Origin of the sequence: Agriterribacter sp., from assembly GCF_035444585.1 — a bacterium.
Classification (GTDB): Bacteria; Bacteroidota; Bacteroidia; order Chitinophagales; family Chitinophagaceae; genus Agriterribacter.
On sequence record NZ_DAOMOZ010000060.1, the window covers coordinates 1 to 21870 of the forward strand.

Sequence of the window (21870 nt, forward strand, 5' to 3'; positions counted from 1 at the left end):
AAAGATTGACGCAATCGTTGAAAAATTAGATGATGAAGCAACCCAGGGTTTTTTTATTGTGAAAACCTCGCACAGCAACATAGATGCATTTCGCAGGCAACTAAAAATACAAGCTGTAAAAGCAGCAAAGGATAAGGCCATTTATCTTTCGGAAGCTATTGGCGAAAAAGCGGGGGTAGCCATTTCTATCCGGGAGCCCATGGAAAGCTCTATTATGCCGGTATATAAAAATATGGCAACAGCCAATGTAATGATCCGGGGCAGTGGATCCTATACAGACAACGCCGAATACAGTGATATTGACTTCAAAAAAATAAAGCTGAAATTTGAAGTGCAGGCTGTTTTTGCACTGCAATAAACTGAACCGGCAGCCCGCCGGGAATAAACGAGAGCTCTGCTCTTGTACTACAGTTCAGCGACACACTATTGCCTGCCATGCCGACGCAGGAAGCATCTATCTTCGCTATGATCATTGCAGATGCTTCGTTCCTCAGCATGACTAATACAGAGGTATGCAGATGATCCATTGATGCAAATATTCACCTATGTTAAGCCCGAAGACGCAAATCCTAAATCCGAAGGAATACACAGGATCCATTCACAATTCACTATTCACTATTCACACAATTCACGTGCCACCGCTCCGTGAAACGATAAACGACAAACGATAAACGATCCCCCCTCTCACTTCTCACGTTTCTCCTCTCACCTATATTAAGCCCGAAGACGCAAATCCTAAATCCGAAGGGATATACAGAAGCCCTTTCACGTTTCACTACTCACTACTCACTACTCACTACTCACTATTCACTATTCACTATTATATTTGCACGATGCGAACAGATACCGTAATTTTTGATATGGATGGACTGCTCATCGATTCTGAACCTTTGTGGGAAGAGGCGGCGGCAGAAGTTTTACAGGAGTTCAATATCCGGCTAACAACAGAGCAGTATCACGATACCAGGGGTTTGCGTACAGAAGAATGGATTGCACACTGGCTCCATTATTTTAAAAAGGACCTGCGTTTTGTAAACGATGCAATGGAGCAGATCATTAAAAAAGCCATCGAAAAAATTGACAGCCGCGGTGCAGGAATGCCGGGGGTTCAGGAAGTATTTGCCCTTTTTAAAGCGAATCATTACAAAATCGGACTGGCTACTTCCTCCCCGATGGAAGTAGTGCACGTGGTAGCCGCCAAATTAAATATAGGTCATCACCTGCAGGCAATGACCTCTGCCCAATTTTTAGAGTTTGGAAAACCACACCCTGAAGTTTACCTGGCCTGTGCTGCAGAATTACAGTCATTGCCCGTCAGATGTATTTGTTTTGAAGATTCATTCAATGGTATGATCGCCGCCAAAGCCGCACGAATGAAATGCGTGGTGGTGCCCGATCAGCAAATGCGCCGCCAATCGAGGTGGAACGCAGCTGACCTGCAGTTGGACAGCCTGCTGCATTTCGGGGACAACGAGTTAAAGCTGTTCCATTAACGGCCGGCAGGGGTGCAATTAAAAATAATTGGGGAAAAAATTGGACACCGGGGGCGAAATGCTCCGGTACCTGTTAAAATAATTGCGGTATTTATTTATGGCATCATTTTCTGATGTGATACCATAAACGCTTATTGTATGTTAGCAAATCTTTTAGAAGCGGTTATCAAAAACCTTGGTTATGAAGCTCTGCACAAGGTAGATCCTAACGAACAGGAAGTTAAAGGACCACACCGGCTTTCGGCCAACGAAAAGCTTCACCAGGCCGCAATACCGGCTGCATTAACTGCCTTTTCGTTATTTGCCGTAACAGGCAAAGGCTATGAAAAGATCATGAACTCCGTTCTGAAAGAGCAGCACCCAGATATTTTCGGCGGAAAGCAGCAGGGAATAGCGGAAAAAATAGCGGAATATTCGGATACAACAACAGATAAAGCCAAAGAAGTAATGGCCGGCGTAGTTCTGGAAGCCATGCGCATTGTTCAGGAGGAAAAAGACAAAGGAGTTTCTATGGACAAAATTAAAAACAGCCTCGACGATCAGCGGCAAACCATTTTACAATATTTGCCCGCTTCTTTACAATTGGGCGAGTTGCTTGAGGATGGCAGCATGGACGACCGTACCCATAAAATGAAAGGACCAATGTCGGACCTGGCTCATATGTTTGAAAAAAAACTTCCCGGCGGTGAAAAGCCGCCTGAAAAAAAAGCGTAGCATATATTTGCAAACAGCAAAAACGAACTACAAATGCAAAATGAACCTTTTACAATTGAACGGCGTTTTGCCGCCCCCGTTAAAAAAGTATGGAAGGCCATAACCGATAAAGATGAGATGAAGCAATGGTATTTTGATTTGCCGGAATTTAAACCGGAGACCGGGTTTGAATTTCAGTTTTACGGCGGAGCCGAAGAAAAACAATACCTGCACAAATGCAGGATAACAGAAGTTGTATCAGAGAAAAAACTTACTTACAGCTGGCGATACGAAGGGTATGAAGGCATTTCCTTTGTAACCTTTGACTTGTTTGCCGAAGGTGATGCAAGCCGGTTGAAACTCACGCATGCAGGGCTCGGATCATTCCCGCCTGACAATCCGGATCTTGCCAAAGAAAATTTTGCTGAAGGGTGGAAACAGATCATTGGCGAATCGTTGAAGTCGTACCTTGAAAAAGACACCGGGATCTGACTAAAACCCAGCCCGCCAGACTGGCGCTGGAGCAAAGTAACCCGCGAATACCCGCCCGAACCGGACAACGGGTACGATCCATACGGCTTTAACAAAGCTGCTGTATAATAAATTCTAACTTGCAGGCGTTTGTAATCAAAGGCGAATAATGCAAATCTGCTCCAATGAAAAAACTGGTATACGTATTCTTATTTTTTTCTGTTACCGCAGCTCCGGGGCAGAATAATAAAACTCCGGCACCTGCTGCGCTACCTAAGGTAACGATAACCATCGGCGGCTTTAAAGGCGGCGACATTGCTTCGGATATACTATCCCGCATAATTGACTCATCATTGGTAGCCCGCGATCAAAAAGGTAATCAATACCCTGTTGTTCGTTTCCGTTCCATTTACAAATTTAAAAGCAGCTACGAAGATCCGGCTACCGGAGAACGCAAAACAACCGATGATATGCGGGTGAATGATTTCAACGATACGGCTGTAATGTCTGAGCAGTGGCGGCAAAGCATTAAAGACAATATTATTAAAGGCGACCAGATGATCCTTGACAATGTGATTGTTCAATTGAAAAACGGTACTAAAATAATGGTGCCGGCCATAACATTTAAAGTAATCCAGTAGCACATTTAAACCCTGCATCAGCAGTTAACAAAATCCTGTCAGTGGCTCAGCAGGCTTACCGGTAAAATAAACTCCCACAAGCCCCGGCTCACCGCTCCTGCTATATCCTTGTCCAGTAACCGGCTGTAGCGCACGCCAAAACTTACGGGCTGCTGGTTCCACCATTTGGTATCAAAAAAAATTTCAGCTCCTGTACTCCTGAATGAAAAAACATCGCCCGTACGCAAATTTTTGGCCCGGGCATAATCAAAGAACAGGTTTGCTCTTATGCGCATGAAATAAACCAATTGCCCAAAACCCCAATCGGGATAAAACAACGGGAAATGGTAGTTGGCGCTCCCCTTCCACATTCTTGGCGCATCAACACCGTTGTATCCCCTGGCGAAAGGAAAATTATTTGAAAAACGGTATTGATCGGCTGTATCGCGTGCCTGGAAAGCGCCGCTGAGCACAAGGCTGTGATTGATACCGATACCCGGAAAATACAATGATCCCGATGCCAGCAACTGACCGGCGCTATGATCATTGATCATCGTGCGGTATCTCAACAAAAGACTTTGTGCGAAATGCGGATTGATGTGCTGCACCGCTTTCTGAACCTGGCTGCCCCAGCTAACCGAAAACTGGAGATAATTGAACAGGGGACCCGCGATGCTGTCTTTATACTTTCCCGTGATATTTAATTGTTCAACATTAAAAGAAGAAGCCAGCGTGAGGTTTTTATACCATCTTCCTTTTGTAAGATCAAGCGGAAGTGTAAGCCCGATGTTGGCATTCAATTCATTCCATCGTATGGTTCTGCTGCTGTCGCTCACTTCCCGGTTAAAGGTATAAGACAGTCCGCCCGTTATCCATGGAAACCATGCTCCGAACATCCCGCTAAACCCGGATTTATGACTCCCTTCATTTTCATTGTAGACATAGTACAATTGTGATTGAACAGTGTTCAGGATATTTTGTCCGTATACGGTAAAGCTCCATTCCGGCTGTTCATAAAAAGGACGCCAGCTGTGAAAATTAAAAGGAGCCGATAGTTTATGGTATTTTGAAACCGGGTACTGCTGATAAGGGATGTTGTCTAAAATATTCCCGCCTGTTTGCTGCAATGCCCCGGGCAAATAAAGGTCAGGAGCATTTACCGTAGCCATGCTCATTAACGGCTGCCAGCCAGCCGCTTCCAGGCGCTTTTCTTTGAGCTGAAAACCTGTCGCCGTAAAACTGCTCCAAACCAGTCTTCCTGCATCGTTGATGGCAGGCTGGTATGCACCCAGTGGTTCATCGGTAAGCTTAAAAAGGCTTCTTGTTTTTATGTCTACCGCAAAAATATCATCCTGGTAATCTTTTGCGGCCGAAAAATAAACCGTATCGCCTTTAAGCACGGGGAATCCTTTCACTTCATAGCTCCATGGCAACAGGTTGTCGGCTTCACCGGTTTGCAGGCTGATCATAGCCAGTGTCATCAAGCCCTGTTCATTCCTTATACAGGAGATAACATGATCACGGTCATAAAATTTCGGATAGGTATAAACGAAATGACCTTCTTTGTGCGGAACAACCTTCCGCAACAAGCCCGTGGCTGCATCCAGCACATGCAGTTCCGAACTTTTACCGGGCGAAAGCTGCACAGCAACAATGGTACTGCCGTCGTGCGAGAGATCGGGCTGAAAGTATTTGCTCCCGTGCGTCAATTGCTCTACCTGCTTCGTTGCGGTATTCAGCACTTTAATTACACTGTAATCTCTTTGTCCCCAGCGAACATCGGGCTCATATGCGGTATAAATAATTTTACCGTTCCGGTATGCATAATAGTCATCGCGTGAAATGTCTTTAACCCCGATCTTCTCTTCTCCGTTCTTTGTGATCCTGTACCATGCAGGGTTGTTCCGGTAGGTTTTTTTCAACACTATTATGGAATCCTCCCCTTCAAAATGAGGAAACAGATAATCCGATACATATTTATCATTTCCTTCGGTGATAAAAGAAGCGCCGGAGGAAAGATCAGATCGCTCTTTGTAAAACTGCATCGCCTGTTGCACAAAATCGTTATAGGGCAATCCTGTATGTTTTTTTACAGCATGCTGAAAGGGGTAAATTAGGCTTTTAAATCTTGCCGCATCACCGGTTATCCCGGCCCAGAACTGATCCCCGTATTTTTCCCTGCCATAGCCTGTCAGCAAATAGCCCAGCGCATAATGATCCGGGATATAATGCCGCAGGGATCCGTTCCGGAGCTTCATATAGCTGTATTTTTTGCCTGCCTGCCACAATGAACGGTAAGCGTTAAAAAAATAAGGCAGTCTTCCCCTGCCCTGCCCGCTTACCGCCGTTTCCTGGAAAACGGCATCACCCTCAAAAAACCAGTTGGGTATGGCTGCCCCGTTGGCAATAGCCTGTCCTTCTTCTCGCAAAATAATATATGCCAGCTTTGATAAGCCCTTCCTGTAATTCATATACTGTTGTACATGCCTGTATTCATGAATGGCTAAATTATCGGCCCAGGGCAAACTGCCCAATTGAAAGCTGTTGCGGGGCGGAGTGAGAAAAAATTCACTGCGCCATGGCGCCAGTCCCACATACGCATTGGCTTGGGTGGTTTGGTTTTGCAGCACCATGCTGATCTTACGCTGAGCCGTACCCGCAGTGGCGCCGGTATGCTTATTCAGGTACTGAACAATGCCTGCGATACGCTGCGCTGTTGAATCAAGTCCGTAAGGATATACTACGCGAACGGCCGGCGTATTTACCTGCTGCCATTTAACCGAAGGCGGGTTGCCACCAAATTCCTGCCCAAGAACGGTAACCGATGTAATGAGCGATAAAAAAAACACCAGGGAACAAGAACGCATAATCAAAAATTGCAGCCTAAATATACGTTCAAAACAGATAGCCGTTAAAGCGTGTTTCAGGCGTCTTTAAATGAGCCGGAGCAATGCACCGGTAAAACCCGGAATTTACCTCAGGCAGATAAATATCGTGTTTTCCAAAAAGTATTGTTAGTTTGCTTAAATTCATCCGGTATTTATTTTTATGAGTGAAGGCTGTCCGTCACAAAAAAATATAGTAATACATGCGTATGCAGCCGGCAAACCGGCTGTTACAGGTTTCACAAAACCCATAGCGGCTTATTATGCGAAAACTAATATCCGCATCAATGCCATGGCACCGGCGCCCGCAGAAACGCCTATGGCGCAAAGAGCAGCCAAAAACGAAGCCATCCTCTCATTCAATCAAAACAAAGCAACCTCTGGATGGAGGACGAATAGGCCGGTCCAAAGATACAAACGGGGCTGGCCTGTTATTTTATGTAGCGTTACGCAAAATTTACCACCGGGCAGGTGGTATCTTTTAACGGATGACGGACGGTGAGCGAGGGACAGTTCTGAATACATTTTAAACAACAATACTATGCAGTCAATCGGCATTGACATGGGAGGAACCAACATCAAAGGCGTACTGATAAACGAAGAGGGTTCCATCCTCCATGAAATGCAATGCAGTACCAATGAAAAAGAATCCGTTTACTGGAAAGGAGTGGTAGCAGATATGCTGCATGACCTTCAGCAAAGATCCGGCAGCAAAAATACGCCTGTGGGCTTATCGGCGCCGGGACTGGCAGGAAGCAACAATGATTGTATAAAACTAATGCCCGGCCGGCTGGAAGGACTGGAGCATTTTGTGTGGACTGATTATCTAAAAACACAAACATGGGTGCTCAATGATGCGCATGCCGCTTTAATGGCAGAGGCGAAATTTGGTGCGGGCAGGGGATGCAGCAATATTATTTTATTAACGCTGGGCACGGGTGTGGGCGGAGGCATTATGATCAACGGCGAATTGCACCAGGGCCTACTGAACAGGGCCGGGCATTTGGGTCATGTAATGCTTAATGCCGACAGTGATAAGTGCGATGTTACCAATATGCCGGCAAGCCTCGAAGACGCAATAGGCAACTGCACCATAGCACAACGGAGCTTCGGAAAATTTTTATCAACTCATGAACTGGTTGGAGCATATAAAGAAGGCGATACTTTTGCAACATATGTTTGGCTGCATTCCGTAAAGCGGTTGGCTGTAGCCCTTTGCGCATTCATCAATATTGTTTCTCCGGAGATTATTATTCTCGGCGGAGGCATAGCACAGGCAGGTGACGATTTATTCGGGCCGCTCAACAGGTTTATGAATATCTTCGAATGGCATCATTCGGGTATGCGCACGCCTGTTGTGCAGGCCGTATTTGATGAATATTCAGGCGCCGTGGGAGCCGCCAGCTTTGCTTTACACAAATCATCACGACATTAAATTTTTAGCATGAACGCTATCCGGGATCATCTGCAATACTCCACAGGAAACTAAAAACAATACCACAACATGCATACGCCTATACGTACAACAGTAGTTGGCAGTTACCCCCTCCCGGGATGGCTGGAATTTACATCCCGGCACTTAACCGAATTTGGACCGGCCGATATAGAAGAAGCCATCGAAGATGCCGTTATTGCCGCTGTACATGATCAGACAACAGCAGGGCTCGACGTTATTACCGACGGCGAGCAGACGAGGTTCGACTTCAATCTGTCGTTCTATGGCTATATCAGCGGGATATCGTCCGACGAAAGTGAAACGAGGCGTTTTGGCCCGGCCGCTCACGACCAGCGGGGCAAGCACCGGATCACCGAAACACTTTCGGCTCCCCGGGGACTGGGCGTGGTGAAAGAGTTCCTGCGTTTAAAAAAACTGGCGCCGCAGGGACCCGTGCTGAAAGCCAGCATACCGGGTCCTTATACTTTAAGCGGAAGATTGTTGCCGAACAATGAATACAAAGACCGGTACGCCATAACCGAAGCCATCCTCCCTTTTGTACAAAAAGAGCTGGAAGACCTGGTAGCGGCAGGGTGCACCGAAATTACGGTAGATGAACCGTCTATGAGCTGCTATGCCTATAAGGAAGACACCAAAAGATTTGCGGATATATTCAACAAAACGGTTGAGCCCGTGGCAGGCAAATGCAATCTTTCCACGCATTTATGCTTTGGCAATTTTAAAGGGCGGCCTGTAGGCCACCGGAGCATAAAGCCCATGATACCCGATTTTCTTGAGCTCAAGGTGAACGAAATACATATTGAAATGGCAAACCGTGAATTTGCGGAGATAGAACTGCTTGAAACTTTTGCCAAACGCATGAACGTTGCCGTGGGGATCATTGACGTAAAAAATTATTACATTGAAACGCCGGAAGATGTGGCGGAAAGAATTAAAAGATGCCTCCGGTATATTCCCGCGGAAAAATTATCCGTGGCACCCGACTGCGGATTGAGTCAGACCGCAAGATGGGCATCAAAACAAAAACTGATCAACATGGTAAAAGGTGCGAAAATGGTGAGGGGGACGATTTGAAATTTTAAATTTTAAATTTTAGATGATGATCCCGGCTGTTATAAAAGACGATGAGTTTATTGCACAGGTGCAGCAATATGAAAATGATAAAAAACATTTTCACCTGTGGTGGCTGGGGCAAAGCGGTTACCTGCTCCTGTGGCAGGGCAAAAGGATACTGATCGATCCCTACCTTTCGGATTCCCTCACCAAAAAATATGCAGGCACCCATAAGCCGCATACCCGGATGAGTGAGCGGGTAGTGAACCCCGGGTCATTAAAGCATATTTCCATTGTAAGCTCAAGCCATAACCACACCGATCATTTGGATGCGGAAACATTAATACCTGTTATAAAAAACAATCCCGGCATCACTTTCATTATCCCTGAAGCCAACAGGAGCTTTGTTGCCGGCAGGGTGCAAATGCCGGAAGCATACCCTGCAGGGCTCAACGAAGGCGGGCATTTAACCGTTGACGGTTTTACTTTTTATGGCATTGCCGCCGCGCACAATGCAATTGACCGCAATGGAAAAGGGGAATGTCTTTATATGGGATACATTATACAGTTTGGCAATTATACTGTGTACCACAGCGGCGATACGCTTTGGTATGCTGGACTGGAAAAGATACTGCGCACATTCCGGATCAACCTTGCATTGCTTCCCATTAACGGCAACGACCCGGCAAGAGGCGTTGCGGGTAACCTCAATGTGCAGGAAGCGGCAGGTCTGGCAAAAGCCGCGGGCATGCAGCATGTTATTCCCTGCCACTACGATATGTTCACCTTTAACACGGCAAACCCCGCCGATTTTGCTGACAGTGCACAGGCGGTTCAGCAAGCGCACACCGTTTTGCCTATCGGGGGCCACTGGAGCAGCGAAAGCTTATAAACGTTCAAGGTTATTGCTTCAATTCATCCGCCCGGTCAATATAAAAGCAGTGTTCATGCCGCTTCATTCCGATATGCGGGTAATAATGTACAGCAGCAGGCGCTGCCAGCAGGATCAGTTTTGCCTCAGGCGCTTCTAACTGCGTGCGCCGTATCAACTCCTTCCCTATGCCCCTGTGCTGGTAATCCGGGTCAACCGCCAGGTCTGACAGGTAAGTACAAAACGAAAAATCGGTGAGTGAACGGGCTACCCCAACAATACGATCATTATCCCTTGCCGTTAGTATAAGATTGCCGTGGGCAAGCATGGCGGCAATGCGTTCGGGATCATTGACCGGCCGCCGTTCTCCAAGTGTAGAGCGTTGCAATACTTTTACGAATTCTTCTGCCTTTAAATCGTTCTCAAGCTGGTAGCTTATCATTGCCATTGGTTAAAAAATATACCTGTAAGTGATGTGCTTTTTAGAAAAAGTTGCTCCCGTTGCCTCATGCAGGGCGATCATCTTGGTATTGAAATCTCCCACCCACGACAGTTCCAGCTCTTTATACTGCTGCAAAGGCAGCACATATTCTTTCAGCTTGATGATCATGGCCGATTCAAGCCCGTGCTTCTGAAACTTCGTTTTGGTGCCCATAATAACAGCCCGCATGCGCTTGTTTTTACGGCTCCATTTGTTGAGCATGAATTTCAGCTTATTCCACATTCCTAACCGACCATTCAAATTGCTGATCAGCTCATTGGTATCCGGAACGATCAGCACCATGGAAGCGGGCTCGCCATTTACATAAGCGAACCAGATCAGCTTTTCGTCCATAATGATCTTCATCTTTTCAAAAGTTTCCCGTATAGCCGTGTCCGTTATAGGTGTAAAATTCTCAAAGTCCTTCCAGGCATCATTATAGATCTCCTTAAAATCACCGGAAAAACGCTCAAATTCCTTTTTTTTCAGGTGCTCAAAATGGTAGCCCGGCTTTTGGGTTACCCATTCCGCAATTTTAGTAAAGCGCTCCGGGAAGGGCCTGTATATTTCTATCGCATTGGATATCTGCTCGTACAATGGCGCAAAACCATACCGCTCAAACAATCTTTTGTAATAAGGCTGGTGATAGTTCATCCCGTAATAAGGTGCTGCAAAGCCCTCCACCAGCAAGCCCCACCACATGTCATTCTCTCCAAAGTTTATCGGGCCGTCCATCGCCTTCATGCCATTGCCGGTAAGCCAGGCTTTGGCCGTATCAAACAACAGGTCGGCAGCAGCCTGGTTATCGGTACATTCAAAAAAACCACAACCGCCTGTGGGCACTTCAGTGAGATAGGCTTTTTTATTGTTCATGAAAGCGGCAATGCGCCCGATCACCTTCCTGTTCCTGTCTTTCAGTATCCACCTTATACATTTCCCGTTCTGGTGATAGCTGTTTTTGCGCGGATCAAACACCCATTCAATATCCCTGTTCAAAGGACATATCCAGTTGGGGTCATTTTTATATATTTTCCGGGGAAGATCCAGGAAGGACTTCCTTGTAGCGGCATTATTAACTTCTATAATTTGCATAAGATATTACGCAGCTTAAACGGCGCATTGTTTAATGTTTAGTTTTTATGTTCCCGGCTGCAGTGCAACCGGTATGCTTTCGTTGCCCGCCCGGATGACTCCGGTCGGACAGGCGTCGCACATTTCAGGGTCCTGTCCGCTGTTCATCACGCCAAAAGCATTCGCCCCGTTGGCTGTTTTCATCACCGTTACAAAATAACATAAAAAAAGGATTGAAGCCGCATATCCTTATTTTTGCAGTCCTTTAAAATGTGGGTTCATGTCCGTTACATCAAGTATTCAGCAGGCCGTTATTAAAGCGCTGGCACAATTGTATAACCAGTCATTCAGTGCAGGGGATTTCCAGATCAACCAAACCAAACCGGAGTTTGAAGGCGATTATACCGTTGTTTTATTCAGCCTGCTGAAACCGCTCAAACAAGCACCCGATGCGCTGGGAAAAGCTTTGGGCGAACATTTAATACAAACCTATCCTTCTTTGTTTTCTTCTTTTAATGTGATCAAAGGCTTTTTGAACCTCGGCATCACGGGTGCGTACTGGACGGCCGTACTGAACGATCATTACCGGAACGATGCGTACGGCAGGAAAGCAAAGAACGGCAAAACCATCGTGGTGGAATACGCTTCCCCCAATACCAATAAACCTTTGCATTTAGGGCATCTCCGCAATATTTTCCTGGGATGGAGTGTATCGGAAATTTTAAAAGCGGAAGGCTACGATGTAGTTAAAACCTGCATTGCCAACGACAGGGGCATACACATATGCAAAAGCATGGTTGCCTGGCAAAAATTCGCTAACGGCGCCACACCCGAAAGCACCGGCATAAAAGGCGATCACTTTGTTGGAGATTACTATGTACGGTTTGGAACGGAATTTAAAAAAGAAGTACAGGCCTTAAAAGTCACCGGGATGAGTGAGGAAGCTGCAGAAAAAGAAGCGCCTATTATGAAAGCTGCACAGCAAATGCTGGTTGACTGGGAAGCAGGGAAACCGGATGTGATTGCATTATGGAAAAAGATGAATGGCTGGGTGTACGCGGGCTTTGATATTACGTATAAAAGGATTGGCAGCGATTTCGATAAAATGTATTATGAAAGCGATACTTATTTGCTGGGGAAAAAATTAGTGGAGGAAGGGCTGCAAAAAGGCGTATTCTTTAAAAAAGAAGACAGCAGCGTGTGGGTTGACCTTACTGCCGAAGGCCTCGACGAAAAGATAGTGCAACGAAAAGACGGAACAGCGGTTTACATTACACAGGATATAGGCCTTGCCGTTAATAAATACGAAGCTTACCGGTACGATCAGAGCATTTATGTAGTGGGCGATGAACAGAACTATCATTTTAAGGTGCTGAAACTGATATGTGAAAAACTGGGGCTGCCCTCTTCCGAAGGCATTTACCATCTCAGCTATGGTATGGTGGAGCTGCCTTCGGGCCGTATGAAAACAAGGGAAGGAACAGTGGTTGATGCCGATGATATTATTGATGAGATGATAAAGGTGGCGGCACAAAAAACCGAGGAGCTGGGTAAAGTAAAAGATTTTACTGCCGGAGAGCTCGTGGGGCTCTATAATACGATCGGACTGGGCGCTTTAAAGTTCTTCATCCTGCGGGTTGATCCCAGGAAAAGAATGATCTTCAACCCCGAAGAAAGTATAGATTTTCATGGATTCACCGCTTCCTTTGTGCAATTTTCGCATGCAAGGGCAAAAGCAATATTAAGGAATGAGCAGCCCGGCCAGCATTTTTCCCTGCAGCACAACGAAGCCCTGCTGCCTTTGGAAAAGGAACTGATCATTTTGCTGGAAAAATACCCCGCCGCCATACAGCAGGCTGCTTTTGAACACAATCCCTCCGTAATAGTGAACTATTGCTACGAGCTTGCCAAAACATTCAATTCTTTTGTAACGGAACACCGGGTGCTGAAAGCCGAAACGGAAAATAAAAAACAGTTGCGCCTGCGCATCTGCCGGATGACGGCCAATGTTATTGCCTCGGGCATGGGATTGGCGGGAATTGAGGTGCCGGAGAGAATGTAAGAAATTTGAAAATTTGAAAATGTGGAGATTTGAAAATTTGAAAATGAAAATACATGCTTCGCTTTGAAACACTGTGGCGTTCAGGTTACAGGTTACAGGTCGTCGGGGATGTGCTTCCTGAAACTGAAAGCTGATACCTCACAACCCTGGTCTTTGCGGCCCCATGTACCAAAAAACACTTCCAATCCGGAATACCCATGCCCTGAAACCTGAAACCTGGAACCAGCGACCTTCAACCTCATCCCCTTCTCTGTTCCGGCTGCCTGCGCATCTGCTCATCAACAGAAAGAGGACCGCTGCCGCTCACCAGAAAAAAGATCAGCAATGCCAAAACAAGTATAGACAGCCACAGTCCTTCATTGGGCGACAGGATCCCCGCATCTGCATTAACAAAAAAAACAGCGCCCAATAAAATGGGTATCTGTACCAAGCATGCCAAACGGGTAAGCAGCCCGAAAGCGATCAGGGCGCCGCCCACGATATGCGCAAACACTACATAATGCGCCAGCACACCCAACGACATGGAACCGAGAAATTCACTTTTGGTCATAAGAGCGCTCAACTGATCCATATTATTGATAAATTCTACGCCCCGTATAAAAAGAAATATACCCAGCAACATGCGGATGAAGTCGAGCCATTTGGGATGATGGGTGTCTCCCCATCTTTCCATACTGTGAAGGAGGTTCATATGGCAAAGTTTTAGATGAAGAAAAGAGCTGATACAATATACAAAATTCTTCCGGCATATTATAATAGATGGCGAGCGGGCAGCGTCCCGGGAGAACATAAGTGATACGCAGTCCGGAGACAGCGTATAGCAGAGGCGGGCAGCATACTGTGTATAGCGGATACATAGAAACGTATAGCAATTGCGGAAATGGAAGTTTACCACTGTTTAACAGGCCGTATTGTGTACAACAGCTACAACATATCTTATTATTCAATCGTTTATTAAAAGCATTTATTAACGACTTTTATGAACTTGTAAGAATTCTGTAAATAAAAGATCATCTTCCGCAAAAACCCAGGAAGCATTGGTATACCTGAAATGAAAGCCCTTTTTTTATCACTGGCAGCTTGTTTTTTTACTTCCATCGGTTTCTCTCAAAACTGCGTGGATACTTTTTACCGGAAAGGCTATTATGGTGCGGGTATGGTGCTGCATGCCAGTGAAAATATCATTACGCGTGACGGTGCTACGGTAATAGCAGGCAGGTATACCAATACGGGGAACGGCGAAATTGCTTTATTTGTAACCAAGATCAACCCGCTTGGCACCGTTGTATGGAGCAAGAAAATAATGAAAGGATCTGATAACACGGATTTCCAATTCATCGATGGAATAAAAGAACTGAACAATGGAAACTTTGTTATTGTATATCGCGATGCAGGAGATAACTCCGGCAGTACAATTAATATTATACAGTTGAGCGCAGCAGGCAACCTGTTGTGGGCAAAGGAGCTTACAACTGTTGCTGTTGATGATTTTTTTCTAAACGCTCAAATAACCGTTACCGATAATAACGACATTATAATAGCCGCTACTATAGTTGTAGAAGAATGGGCTCATGCCGGCGAAACAGTACCCCTTATCATTAAAATGGATAATAGCGGAAATATATTATACAACAGGTGGTTTGCCGGCAACACCTGCAGCGCCTCTACCCTAACCGGTGTAATAACCGATAAAAACATGTTGTATGCTTTTGGCAGGAGCGGTGGTTGCCCCATACCGGGTAACGCGGAAATTGATGAAAATATATTCGCCTTTAAAATGGACCATCAAACCGGCGAACTGCTGTTATCCAGGTCTTATTTTTCCACCCGGACACTGGCATACCCGATTGTTACACTCATGTACAATAAAGTATTTGCAGATATGGTTAAATCCAGTGAAGATCATTTTTACATTAGCGACCGGTTCTATTCCTTTGCGCAGAACCGTTTTGGACTTATTAACACCGTTATGGATACCCTGCTCAACTTCAGCGGAGGAAGACTATTTTCCAATGATCAAATATCCGTCAACACGGTTCGCTTCGGCACCACCGACCCCTCGGGCAACTGGAGCATTTATACCGTGCCGGGCGAAAATAACAATACGATGTATATCGCCACTATCAGTAAGTCCGGGCAAATAATCAGGCAAAGGAAAATGCCTTTTTCTGCAAATGAAGTTGTTTCATACGGTGGCAAATACCCGCTTCATTACAACCATCAATACCTCAACATCGTAAGCAATTATCTCCGCAACGGCAATTCTTATCTCCAACTTTACCAAACAGGACAGGATAATGAAGCGGATCCCTGTTTTGGTGTGGATACTTCATTTGTGCAATTAGAGCCGTTTCCCATCACGCCGCACAACGATGATTACTTTACCTATTCCAGCAGCATCCGGCTTGCAGAGAGCGATCCGGGTATTTCGGTAAGTGATATCAACCTTATAGAAGAAGATTATTGCCGGCAAATAAGCCGTTGCTCTTTTTTAAAAATAAAGCCGGCCGTTACCACCATTTGCGATACCGGGCAGACCTATATTTTTACCGCCCGCAAAGATGCCGGTTGCTTAAAACAGGTGCTATGGCAAACCGATAGTGCGGCGGTTAGCGCCATAACACCGCTGAATGATTCTTCTGTTGCCATTACCTTTAAAAAGCAATGGCAGGGTTACCTGTACGCCTCACTCTCTTCCTGTATTGATTTGAAGGATTCCATAAAGCTCAATGTTTTGATCAGTCCGGGTAAAATTGCATTAGGCGCCGACACTGCCATCTGCAAAAACGATTCGCTTGTGCTCCGGGCCGGTGCGGGGTTTAAAGCCTATCAATGGCAAAACGGTTCAGGCGACTCCGTATTTACTGTAAAGCAGGCAGGAATGTACTTTGTAAAAGCAACCAATTATTGCGGCGATCCTTTTGATGATGCCATAACGGTTACCATAAACGAACCTTTACCTGTTGATCTCGGTAAGGATACAGCCATATGCAGCAACCAGCCTTTAACTTTAGATGCAGGTGCAGGATTCAGCAGCTATCAATGGAACAACGGGGAAACAGGTCAATATATACAAGCAGACCGGGCAGGCACCTATTCGGTATCGGCGGCAAATGCATCGGGTTGCCTTTCAAAGGATACCGTTCAAATCCGTGCTGTATACTCCGCCCCCGTAGTTACCCTTCCACACAAAACCACGCTTTGCTTAAACCAGGATGATACTTTACATGCAGGCAACGGCTTCAGCAGCTATCTATGGCAGGATGGCTCAACCGGTAGCAGTATGCTCATACAAACCCCGGGAAAATACAAAGTAACGGTGAGCAACCCGTATGGCTGTATTGCATCCGACAGCGTAACCATTACAAAAATAGCACAGGCGCCTGCCGGCTTCCTGCCTGCCGATACTATTATTTGTGCAACTGACCCATTTACCATACAGCCTCTTAAATTATTTAATGAATATTTGTGGAGCACAGACGCTTCAGCAAACAGCATTACAGTACAAACGCCGGGAATATACCGCCTACAGGTAACGGATAATGGCGGGTGTATCGGCCGGGATTCTATCAGCATATTTACCAAAGATTGCAGCACCCGTTTTTTTGTTCCCAATACGTTTACCCCAAACAATGATGGCATCAATGATTCTTTTAAGCCGCTGATCAGCGGACGCATAAGCGATTACGAGTTTACCGTGTATAATATTTACGGTCAAATTGTTTTCAGCAGCCGCAGGATCAACGAAGGCTGGAACGGAATGTACAGGAACCTGCCTCAAAATGCGGGGACCTATATCTGGATATGCCGGTACAAAACGGTAAATGAAGCGGCTCAGTTTACCAAAGGATCTGTTGTGCTGATGCGGTAGTGAACAGGTTACAAGTTACAGGTTGCAGGGTTCAGGGTTCAGGGAACGTAAGTCATCCGCGGTCTGACGCTCCTTCGTCGCGTACCGACCGCCACATTAATACGTTAACGGGTTCATTTTTGTATGGCGGATGCGGATAATCCGGATTTCGTTGCCTTTATAACGATACGATATTCGGTAATGATACATTTCGAAAACCCGGAAGCTACCATCGTTCCCCGTTTTATACTTATCAGGACTATACTTTTGAGGATGCTCCATTAAGCCATCTATCGCTAATAAAATCCTCCGCTTTACTTTGTCTGCATTTTGCGGGAGAAGAAGAACGGATGTATTCAATTGCTTCATCAAAATACTTTAACGCCTTCCTGTTCCATTTAATGATTAATGCCATTCGTACTGATTATCGCTTCAAGTGTCTTTTCATTACTTCTTCATGAGAGATGTAGTCACCAGCTTCTATTTCTTCGTCGGCTTGCTCAAGTTCCCGGTTATAGTCTTCCAGATTTTGAGGCATCACCTCACTGTTGCGACTTCTTAAGAATGTCTTTATCATTTCCAATACGGATTTCCTTTCTGCATCGTTCAACTGCATGAAATAATTCAGCATCTCTTGTGATATGGATGGAGTTGCCATAATGATCATTTTACTTCTACAAATTTAGTTCTCTATTTTAGTAACTAAAGCGTTATAACCCTTTGGCCGCATCCTTAATAACATACAGCAATATAATTTGCCTGACTACAGGTTGCAAGCGGAATAAGTCATCCGCGGTCTGACGCTCCTTCGTCGCGTACCGACCGCCACATTTTCTTCCCCACTCATTTCGCCAGCTTACTGTTCCTGTACCCATACAAAAAATATACAGCCAGGCCCAGCGCCATCCACACAAAAAACCACAGCCAGCTAACGGCGGGTATCTCAATCATGAGGTATAAGCAAAACAACACACCCAGGATGGGAATGAGCGAATACCTGCGGATAACCGTTAGTAAAGTAAGCACCAGCGCAATAACAATAAAAAACAGGAAAAGCACTTCCTGGTAATTTTCGTGCCCCAGGTTTTGCACCGCATCTGCCATGCGCTGCCGGAAAAGGTAAAGGAACAATGCCAGCAAAACAGGTACGATATATCTGCCATTGATATAGGGTAACTTAAAGCCTGTGTCTGTGACCGGCCTTGGTGGCAATAACAGCACACCGCCCGACACCAGTATAAAAGCGAACAGTGTTCCTATGCTCGTAAGATCGGTAACCAATTCCGAAGCAATGAACAACGAAGGAATGCCTACAATAATACCGGTAACAATAGTTGCGAAAGATGGCGTTTGATACCTGGGATGAATGGTCTGGAATTTTTTAGGCAACAACCCGTCGCGGCTCATGCTCATCCATATCCGCGGCTGCCCCAGTTGAAATACCAGCAATACGCTGGTGGTAGCCACCACGGCGCTTACCGAAACGATCTTCTCTATCCATGGTGCACGCTGTTCAAAAACAAATGCCAGTGGGTCATTAATATTCTTAAAACTGGAATAGTTTTCAATACCCGTTAATATAAGCGCAATAAGAATATACAATACTGTACAAATGATCAGAGAATAGATCATGCCCCTGGGCATATCGCGCTGCGGGTTTTTACATTCCTCGGCGGTTGTAGAAATAGCGTCAAATCCTATATAGGCATAAAACACAGCGGATACACCTTTTAATACGCCTTCAAAACCATTGGGCATAAAAGGCCGCCAGTTGTTGGTGTCCACAAAAAAAGCGCCTGCTACTATTACAAAGATGATGACCGCAATTTTAAAGATCACCATAAAGTTGGCCATGCGCTTGCTTTCTTTCATGCCAATATAAGCCAGCCAGGTAATGAGCGCCACAATAATAAAAGCGGGCAGGTTAAAAAACAATTTACCGTTCCCGAATGAGGGCGCATTGTTCCAGGCATCTACTGCAAACTGGTATTTGGCAGTGTCGGCAGCAGATAATGACCCTGCTGCCAGTGCCCGGGTGGCTTCCGTGTAAGCGCTTTGCGCTGTTGCAGGATCAACCAGCATCCAGTCGGGCAAATGAATGTGAAAAAGATGCACGAGAAGATTGTTGAAATACCCGCTCCACGATATGGCTACCACCACATTGCCAATTGCGTATTCCAGTATCAGCGCCCATCCTATTACCCAGGCAATGATCTCCCCGAAAGTAACATACGAGTACGTATAAGCGCTGCCCGCCACGGGAACACGGCTGGCAAACTCCGCATAGCATAATGCCGAAAACCCACAGGTTACAGCAGTAATGATAAACAGAACCGAGATACCCGGCCCGCCATTAAATGCAGCATTCCCGATGGTAGAAAAAATACCGGCGCCTACTACGGCGGCTATACCCAGAAAAGTAAGATCGCGTACCCCTAATACTTTTTTCAGTCCCCGGCCATGCCCGTCAACCTCCGTTGCCTGCGCATCTTCGATGATCTTATGTATGGATTTTTTCCTGAAAAGCGGGTGACCCATGCGGATATGTTTTGGTTAATTCAATGCTCCAAAATAGTTTAAAATCGGGGAAAATTCAGGTTACATGGTACAGGTTACAAGTTTAGGTTACAGCGTGTGCATCCTGCACAATACCGGCCTGCTCCCATTTTCAAAATAGCACATTTCCACATATACCCGCGATCTGACGCTCCTCCGTCGCGGCGGATGCCGACCGCTTCATTTTCAAATTTTCAATATTCCCTTTGCACCAAAAACAAGGCAAGATCCTGCAACGGTTGTTTGCGGGCGCTTATAACAGCAGTATCTTCGAGGTGCTGCAAGGCCAGGCTGAGGTATTTGTCTTTCAGCGCTTTTGCCCAGGCATCCACTTTGCAATCGGTAAGAATTTGCAATACACGGTCTATCTTTCCCGGAGGGTTTTCTTTCATTAAATGCAACAGTTCCTTTTTTTGAGCCGGGGATGCCACTTCAAGCGCCTGTATGGTTAGAAAGGTTTTTTTATTGGCCATGATATCGCCACCCGGTTGCTTACCGAATTTTCCAGGATCGCCAAATGCGTCTAAATAATCGTCCTGCAACTGGAAAGCAATACCCAGGTTTTTGCCAAAAGCATATAAATGATCCTGGTTGCCCTCACCGCTGCCGCCCAGCATGGCGCCCATTTGCAAACTGGCCGCCAGCAATACCGATGTTTTTAAAGTAACCATATGCATATATTCTTCCAGCGTTACTTCCTGCCTTTCTTCAAAGTCCATATCTAACTGCTGCCCTTCACACACTTCCCTGGCGGTTTTATTAAACAGGTGCATGATCTTTGGCAGGTACAGCGGGCTGATCTTACTTAAATAATCATAAGCCGCCACGATCATCACATCACCGGCAAGCAAAGCTGTAGGCTCACTGTATTTTACATGAACTGTTTGCTTTCCCCGCCGGAGCGGCGCCTTATCCATAATATCATCGTGAATGAGCGTAAAGTTGTGAAATAATTCTACGGCATGGGCCACATGCCAGGCATCGGGCTGAATAGCATCGAATAATTCATTACCCATCAGGCACATTACCGGGCGTACCCTTTTTCCACCAATAGACAGAAAATATTCCGCCGGCTGGTACAAAGAAGGCAGCGTTCCGGGGAAATGGCTGGTATTGAACTTTTCGGAAAATTGTTTTGCTAAAGTTTCAAACGAATGCATAATATTTTTATAAGACTAAAGAAAAGAACCAAAAGGCAAATAACAAGAAACATACAAACTGCAAAAGGCCGAAGCCGAAAACCCGAAATTCGAAAGTGGCTTTCATGAGCCATCAGCAGAAAAAGGAGTATTCATTATCCACCGATAACTGACCGCCGGTAGCTGATAATCTCCATCCCCAAAGAACGGTTCATCCCCGCTGCTTTCCGGATTGCTTCAGTATAGCTCTCCCTTATCCTGAAGGGATACAAGGTTTATAAAAACTATAGAGAAAGCCTTCGACCCCTTTGGGGTCGCACTATCGGGTGTAACCGCGTTATAAACCTGCAACCCTTTCAGGGTAGTATAACAATACCCTATAAGTTACCCGCTAACCCTCAAAGTTAAGCGCTTAAGCATACTTATCGTTTACGCTCCATGGCAGGCAAAATCCGGGTCTGAAGAAAAAGCGCCGGGAAACAAATCACAAAAACCAAACCCGTCCGCCGTGGTGGATAAATTTTAAATCCGAAATCGTAAATCCCAAATCCGAAGCGGAAACAACAATAACCGATAAACCACAAATCATCAATCCCGAGTCAAATACAATCTCAAATCAAAATCAAAAATCTCAAATCTATCTCCTCTTCTTCCTTCCCTCTTTACTTTTATGCGCTTTTGCTTTTAATGAATGATCTCCGTTATCTCCATTTTCGCCGGGCTTTATTACCCATTCATAATCCAGTTGTCTTTTTCCCAGATCGGCCGATATGGCTTTTATCCAAATCTTATCTCCTATTCTGAATGTTCTGCCACTCCTTCTTCCTGTAAGACAATACTCTGCTTCCACCAACCGGAAATCATCATAATCCAGCAGGCTCTGGATGCTTACCAGCCCCTCGCATTTGTGCTGAACCGTTTCTACCCAAAAACCAAAAGCAGCCACACCACTGATCACACCTTCAAATTCTTCACCCAGGTATTGCTGCATAAATTCAACCTGCTTGTATTTATTGGCTGCCCTTTCGGCTTCCATGGCCGCCCTTTCACGCGTACTGCTGTGAAGGCATTTCTCTTCCATCTTTTTATCCGCTTTCGGATGCCCGTCGAGCACTTGCTGCAAAATACGGTGCACCATTATATCGGGGTAGCGGCGGATAGGTGAAGTA

The 21870-nt window shown here is 45.7% G+C and carries 21 protein-coding genes and 1 pseudogene; 11 read left to right on the plus strand and 11 right to left on the minus strand.

Going from position 1 to position 21870, the window contains the following annotated elements; genetic code table 11:
- The 5 genes from PLH26_RS08650 to PLH26_RS08670 form a co-directional block, all read left to right on the plus strand.
- Window positions 1-358 (plus strand): SIMPL domain-containing protein (locus PLH26_RS08650; RefSeq protein ID WP_324585615.1); only part of this gene is annotated, 358 nt, incomplete at its 5' end.
- A 475-nt stretch (window positions 359-833) separates the two neighbouring features.
- Window positions 834-1493, plus strand: coding sequence for a hexitol phosphatase HxpB (gene hxpB / locus PLH26_RS08655; RefSeq protein WP_324585616.1), 660 nt, complete (start codon window positions 834-836; stop codon window positions 1491-1493).
- 138 nt (window positions 1494-1631) lie between these two features.
- Entirely contained in the window at window positions 1632-2207 is a 576-nt protein-coding gene (locus PLH26_RS08660; RefSeq protein ID WP_324585617.1) for a hypothetical protein, read from the plus strand.
- A 33-nt stretch (window positions 2208-2240) separates the two neighbouring features.
- Window positions 2241-2678: an SRPBCC family protein gene (locus PLH26_RS08665; RefSeq protein WP_324585618.1), complete on the plus strand. Its 438-nt coding sequence runs from the start codon at window positions 2241-2243 to the stop codon at window positions 2676-2678.
- A gap of 164 nt (window positions 2679-2842) precedes the next feature.
- Window positions 2843-3298 (plus strand): hypothetical protein, encoded by a 456-nt coding sequence (locus tag PLH26_RS08670; RefSeq protein ID WP_324585619.1) that lies wholly within the window; start codon window positions 2843-2845, stop codon window positions 3296-3298.
- 38 nt (window positions 3299-3336) lie between these two features.
- On the opposite strand, the gene PLH26_RS08675 is transcribed toward PLH26_RS08670, so the two are convergent.
- On the minus strand, window positions 3337-6144 hold the full coding sequence (locus PLH26_RS08675) for a hypothetical protein (protein WP_324585620.1): 2808 nt from the start codon (window positions 6142-6144) through the stop codon (window positions 3337-3339).
- A gap of 181 nt (window positions 6145-6325) precedes the next feature.
- On the opposite strand from PLH26_RS08675, the gene PLH26_RS21745 reads away from it, so the two are divergent.
- From PLH26_RS21745 to PLH26_RS08690, 4 genes are all read left to right on the plus strand, one after another.
- A complete protein-coding gene (locus tag PLH26_RS21745) occupies window positions 6326-6664 on the plus strand; it encodes an SDR family NAD(P)-dependent oxidoreductase (RefSeq protein ID WP_502876371.1) in 339 nt (112 codons plus the stop codon).
- A 39-nt stretch (window positions 6665-6703) separates the two neighbouring features.
- Window positions 6704-7597, plus strand: coding sequence for an ROK family protein (locus PLH26_RS08680; RefSeq protein ID WP_324585621.1), 894 nt, complete (start codon window positions 6704-6706; stop codon window positions 7595-7597).
- Between the two features lie 69 nt (window positions 7598-7666).
- Window positions 7667-8692 carry a cobalamin-independent methionine synthase II family protein gene (locus PLH26_RS08685; protein ID WP_324585622.1) on the plus strand — a complete coding sequence of 342 codons (1026 nt, stop codon included), beginning with the start codon at window positions 7667-7669 and terminating at the stop codon, window positions 8690-8692.
- A gap of 22 nt (window positions 8693-8714) precedes the next feature.
- Window positions 8715-9563 (plus strand): MBL fold metallo-hydrolase, encoded by an 849-nt coding sequence (locus PLH26_RS08690; RefSeq protein ID WP_324585623.1) that lies wholly within the window; start codon window positions 8715-8717, stop codon window positions 9561-9563.
- A 10-nt stretch (window positions 9564-9573) separates the two neighbouring features.
- Here the strand turns inward: PLH26_RS08690 and PLH26_RS08695 are convergent, their stop codons facing one another.
- Genes PLH26_RS08695 through PLH26_RS08705 form a run of 3 tightly spaced genes read right to left on the minus strand, consistent with a single transcriptional unit; the run spans window position 9574 to window position 11301 of the window.
- Window positions 9574-9984: a GNAT family N-acetyltransferase gene (locus PLH26_RS08695; RefSeq protein ID WP_324585624.1), complete on the minus strand. Its 411-nt coding sequence runs from the start codon at window positions 9982-9984 to the stop codon at window positions 9574-9576.
- 9 nt (window positions 9985-9993) lie between these two features.
- Complete coding sequence (locus tag PLH26_RS08700; RefSeq protein ID WP_324585625.1) at window positions 9994-11115, minus strand: GNAT family N-acetyltransferase; 1122 nt, start codon at window positions 11113-11115, stop codon at window positions 9994-9996.
- Window positions 11116-11160: 45 nt separating this feature from the next.
- On the minus strand, window positions 11161-11301 hold the full coding sequence (locus tag PLH26_RS08705) for a hypothetical protein (RefSeq protein ID WP_324585626.1): 141 nt from the start codon (window positions 11299-11301) through the stop codon (window positions 11161-11163).
- Window positions 11302-11374: 73 nt separating this feature from the next.
- On the opposite strand from PLH26_RS08705, the gene argS reads away from it, so the two are divergent.
- The gene (gene argS / locus PLH26_RS08710; protein ID WP_324585627.1) at window positions 11375-13156 is read left to right on the plus strand and encodes an arginine--tRNA ligase; all 1782 of its coding nucleotides are present in this window, start codon (window positions 11375-11377) and stop codon (window positions 13154-13156) included.
- A 238-nt stretch (window positions 13157-13394) separates the two neighbouring features.
- Here argS and PLH26_RS08715 read toward each other — a convergent pair whose 3' ends face one another.
- A complete protein-coding gene (locus tag PLH26_RS08715; protein ID WP_324585628.1) occupies window positions 13395-13847 on the minus strand; it encodes a DoxX family protein in 453 nt (150 codons plus the stop codon).
- A 360-nt stretch (window positions 13848-14207) separates the two neighbouring features.
- On the opposite strand from PLH26_RS08715, the gene PLH26_RS08720 reads away from it, so the two are divergent.
- On the plus strand, window positions 14208-17027 hold the full coding sequence (locus PLH26_RS08720; RefSeq protein WP_324585629.1) for a T9SS type B sorting domain-containing protein: 2820 nt from the start codon (window positions 14208-14210) through the stop codon (window positions 17025-17027).
- 96 nt (window positions 17028-17123) lie between these two features.
- Here PLH26_RS08720 and PLH26_RS21750 read toward each other — a convergent pair whose 3' ends face one another.
- From PLH26_RS21750 to PLH26_RS08745, 6 genes and pseudogenes are all read right to left on the minus strand, one after another.
- Window positions 17124-17288 carry a type II toxin-antitoxin system RelE/ParE family toxin gene (locus PLH26_RS21750; protein ID WP_502876372.1) on the minus strand — a complete coding sequence of 55 codons (165 nt, stop codon included), beginning with the start codon at window positions 17286-17288 and terminating at the stop codon, window positions 17124-17126.
- Window positions 17266-17421, minus strand: a complete 156-nt coding sequence (locus PLH26_RS08725) for a hypothetical protein (protein ID WP_324585630.1) — start codon at window positions 17419-17421, stop codon at window positions 17266-17268. Before PLH26_RS08725 ends, PLH26_RS21750 begins: the two co-directional genes overlap by 23 nt.
- Window positions 17422-17430: 9 nt before the next feature.
- The gene (locus PLH26_RS08730) at window positions 17431-17664 is read right to left on the minus strand and encodes a hypothetical protein (RefSeq protein WP_324585631.1); all 234 of its coding nucleotides are present in this window, start codon (window positions 17662-17664) and stop codon (window positions 17431-17433) included.
- A 185-nt stretch (window positions 17665-17849) separates the two neighbouring features.
- Complete coding sequence (locus PLH26_RS08735) at window positions 17850-19544, minus strand: amino acid permease (RefSeq protein ID WP_324585632.1); 1695 nt, start codon at window positions 19542-19544, stop codon at window positions 17850-17852.
- Between the two features lie 212 nt (window positions 19545-19756).
- Entirely contained in the window at window positions 19757-20722 is a 966-nt protein-coding gene (locus PLH26_RS08740) for a polyprenyl synthetase family protein (RefSeq protein WP_324585633.1), read from the minus strand.
- 616 nt (window positions 20723-21338) lie between these two features.
- Window positions 21339-21870: pseudogene (locus tag PLH26_RS08745) on the minus strand (ribonuclease R); the annotation flags it as partial.

What these genes read in the sequence shown, in the direction of transcription:
- hxpB (WP_324585616.1), top strand. Translation starts at nt 834, where the DNA reads ATGCGAACAGATACCGTAATTTTTGATATGGATGGACTGCTCATCGAT.
- PLH26_RS08660 (WP_324585617.1), top strand. Translation starts at nt 1,632, where the DNA reads ATGTTAGCAAATCTTTTAGAAGCGGTTATCAAAAACCTTGGTTATGAA.
- PLH26_RS08665 (WP_324585618.1), top strand. Translation starts at nt 2,241, where the DNA reads ATGCAAAATGAACCTTTTACAATTGAACGGCGTTTTGCCGCCCCCGTT.
- PLH26_RS08670 (WP_324585619.1), top strand. Translation starts at nt 2,843, where the DNA reads ATGAAAAAACTGGTATACGTATTCTTATTTTTTTCTGTTACCGCAGCT.
- PLH26_RS08675 (WP_324585620.1), bottom strand. Translation starts at nt 6,144, where the DNA reads ATGCGTTCTTGTTCCCTGGTGTTTTTTTTATCGCTCATTACATCGGTT.
- PLH26_RS21745 (WP_502876371.1), top strand. Translation starts at nt 6,326, where the DNA reads ATGAGTGAAGGCTGTCCGTCACAAAAAAATATAGTAATACATGCGTAT.
- PLH26_RS08680 (WP_324585621.1), top strand. Translation starts at nt 6,704, where the DNA reads ATGCAGTCAATCGGCATTGACATGGGAGGAACCAACATCAAAGGCGTA.
- PLH26_RS08685 (WP_324585622.1), top strand. Translation starts at nt 7,667, where the DNA reads ATGCATACGCCTATACGTACAACAGTAGTTGGCAGTTACCCCCTCCCG.
- PLH26_RS08690 (WP_324585623.1), top strand. Translation starts at nt 8,715, where the DNA reads ATGATGATCCCGGCTGTTATAAAAGACGATGAGTTTATTGCACAGGTG.
- PLH26_RS08695 (WP_324585624.1), bottom strand. Translation starts at nt 9,984, where the DNA reads ATGATAAGCTACCAGCTTGAGAACGATTTAAAGGCAGAAGAATTCGTA.
- PLH26_RS08700 (WP_324585625.1), bottom strand. Translation starts at nt 11,115, where the DNA reads ATGCAAATTATAGAAGTTAATAATGCCGCTACAAGGAAGTCCTTCCTG.
- argS (WP_324585627.1), top strand. Translation starts at nt 11,375, where the DNA reads ATGTCCGTTACATCAAGTATTCAGCAGGCCGTTATTAAAGCGCTGGCA.
- PLH26_RS08715 (WP_324585628.1), bottom strand. Translation starts at nt 13,847, where the DNA reads ATGAACCTCCTTCACAGTATGGAAAGATGGGGAGACACCCATCATCCC.
- PLH26_RS08720 (WP_324585629.1), top strand. Translation starts at nt 14,208, where the DNA reads ATGAAAGCCCTTTTTTTATCACTGGCAGCTTGTTTTTTTACTTCCATC.
- PLH26_RS21750 (WP_502876372.1), bottom strand. Translation starts at nt 17,288, where the DNA reads ATGGAGCATCCTCAAAAGTATAGTCCTGATAAGTATAAAACGGGGAAC.
- PLH26_RS08725 (WP_324585630.1), bottom strand. Translation starts at nt 17,421, where the DNA reads ATGGCATTAATCATTAAATGGAACAGGAAGGCGTTAAAGTATTTTGAT.
- PLH26_RS08730 (WP_324585631.1), bottom strand. Translation starts at nt 17,664, where the DNA reads ATGGCAACTCCATCCATATCACAAGAGATGCTGAATTATTTCATGCAG.
- PLH26_RS08735 (WP_324585632.1), bottom strand. Translation starts at nt 19,544, where the DNA reads ATGGGTCACCCGCTTTTCAGGAAAAAATCCATACATAAGATCATCGAA.
- PLH26_RS08740 (WP_324585633.1), bottom strand. Translation starts at nt 20,722, where the DNA reads ATGCATTCGTTTGAAACTTTAGCAAAACAATTTTCCGAAAAGTTCAAT.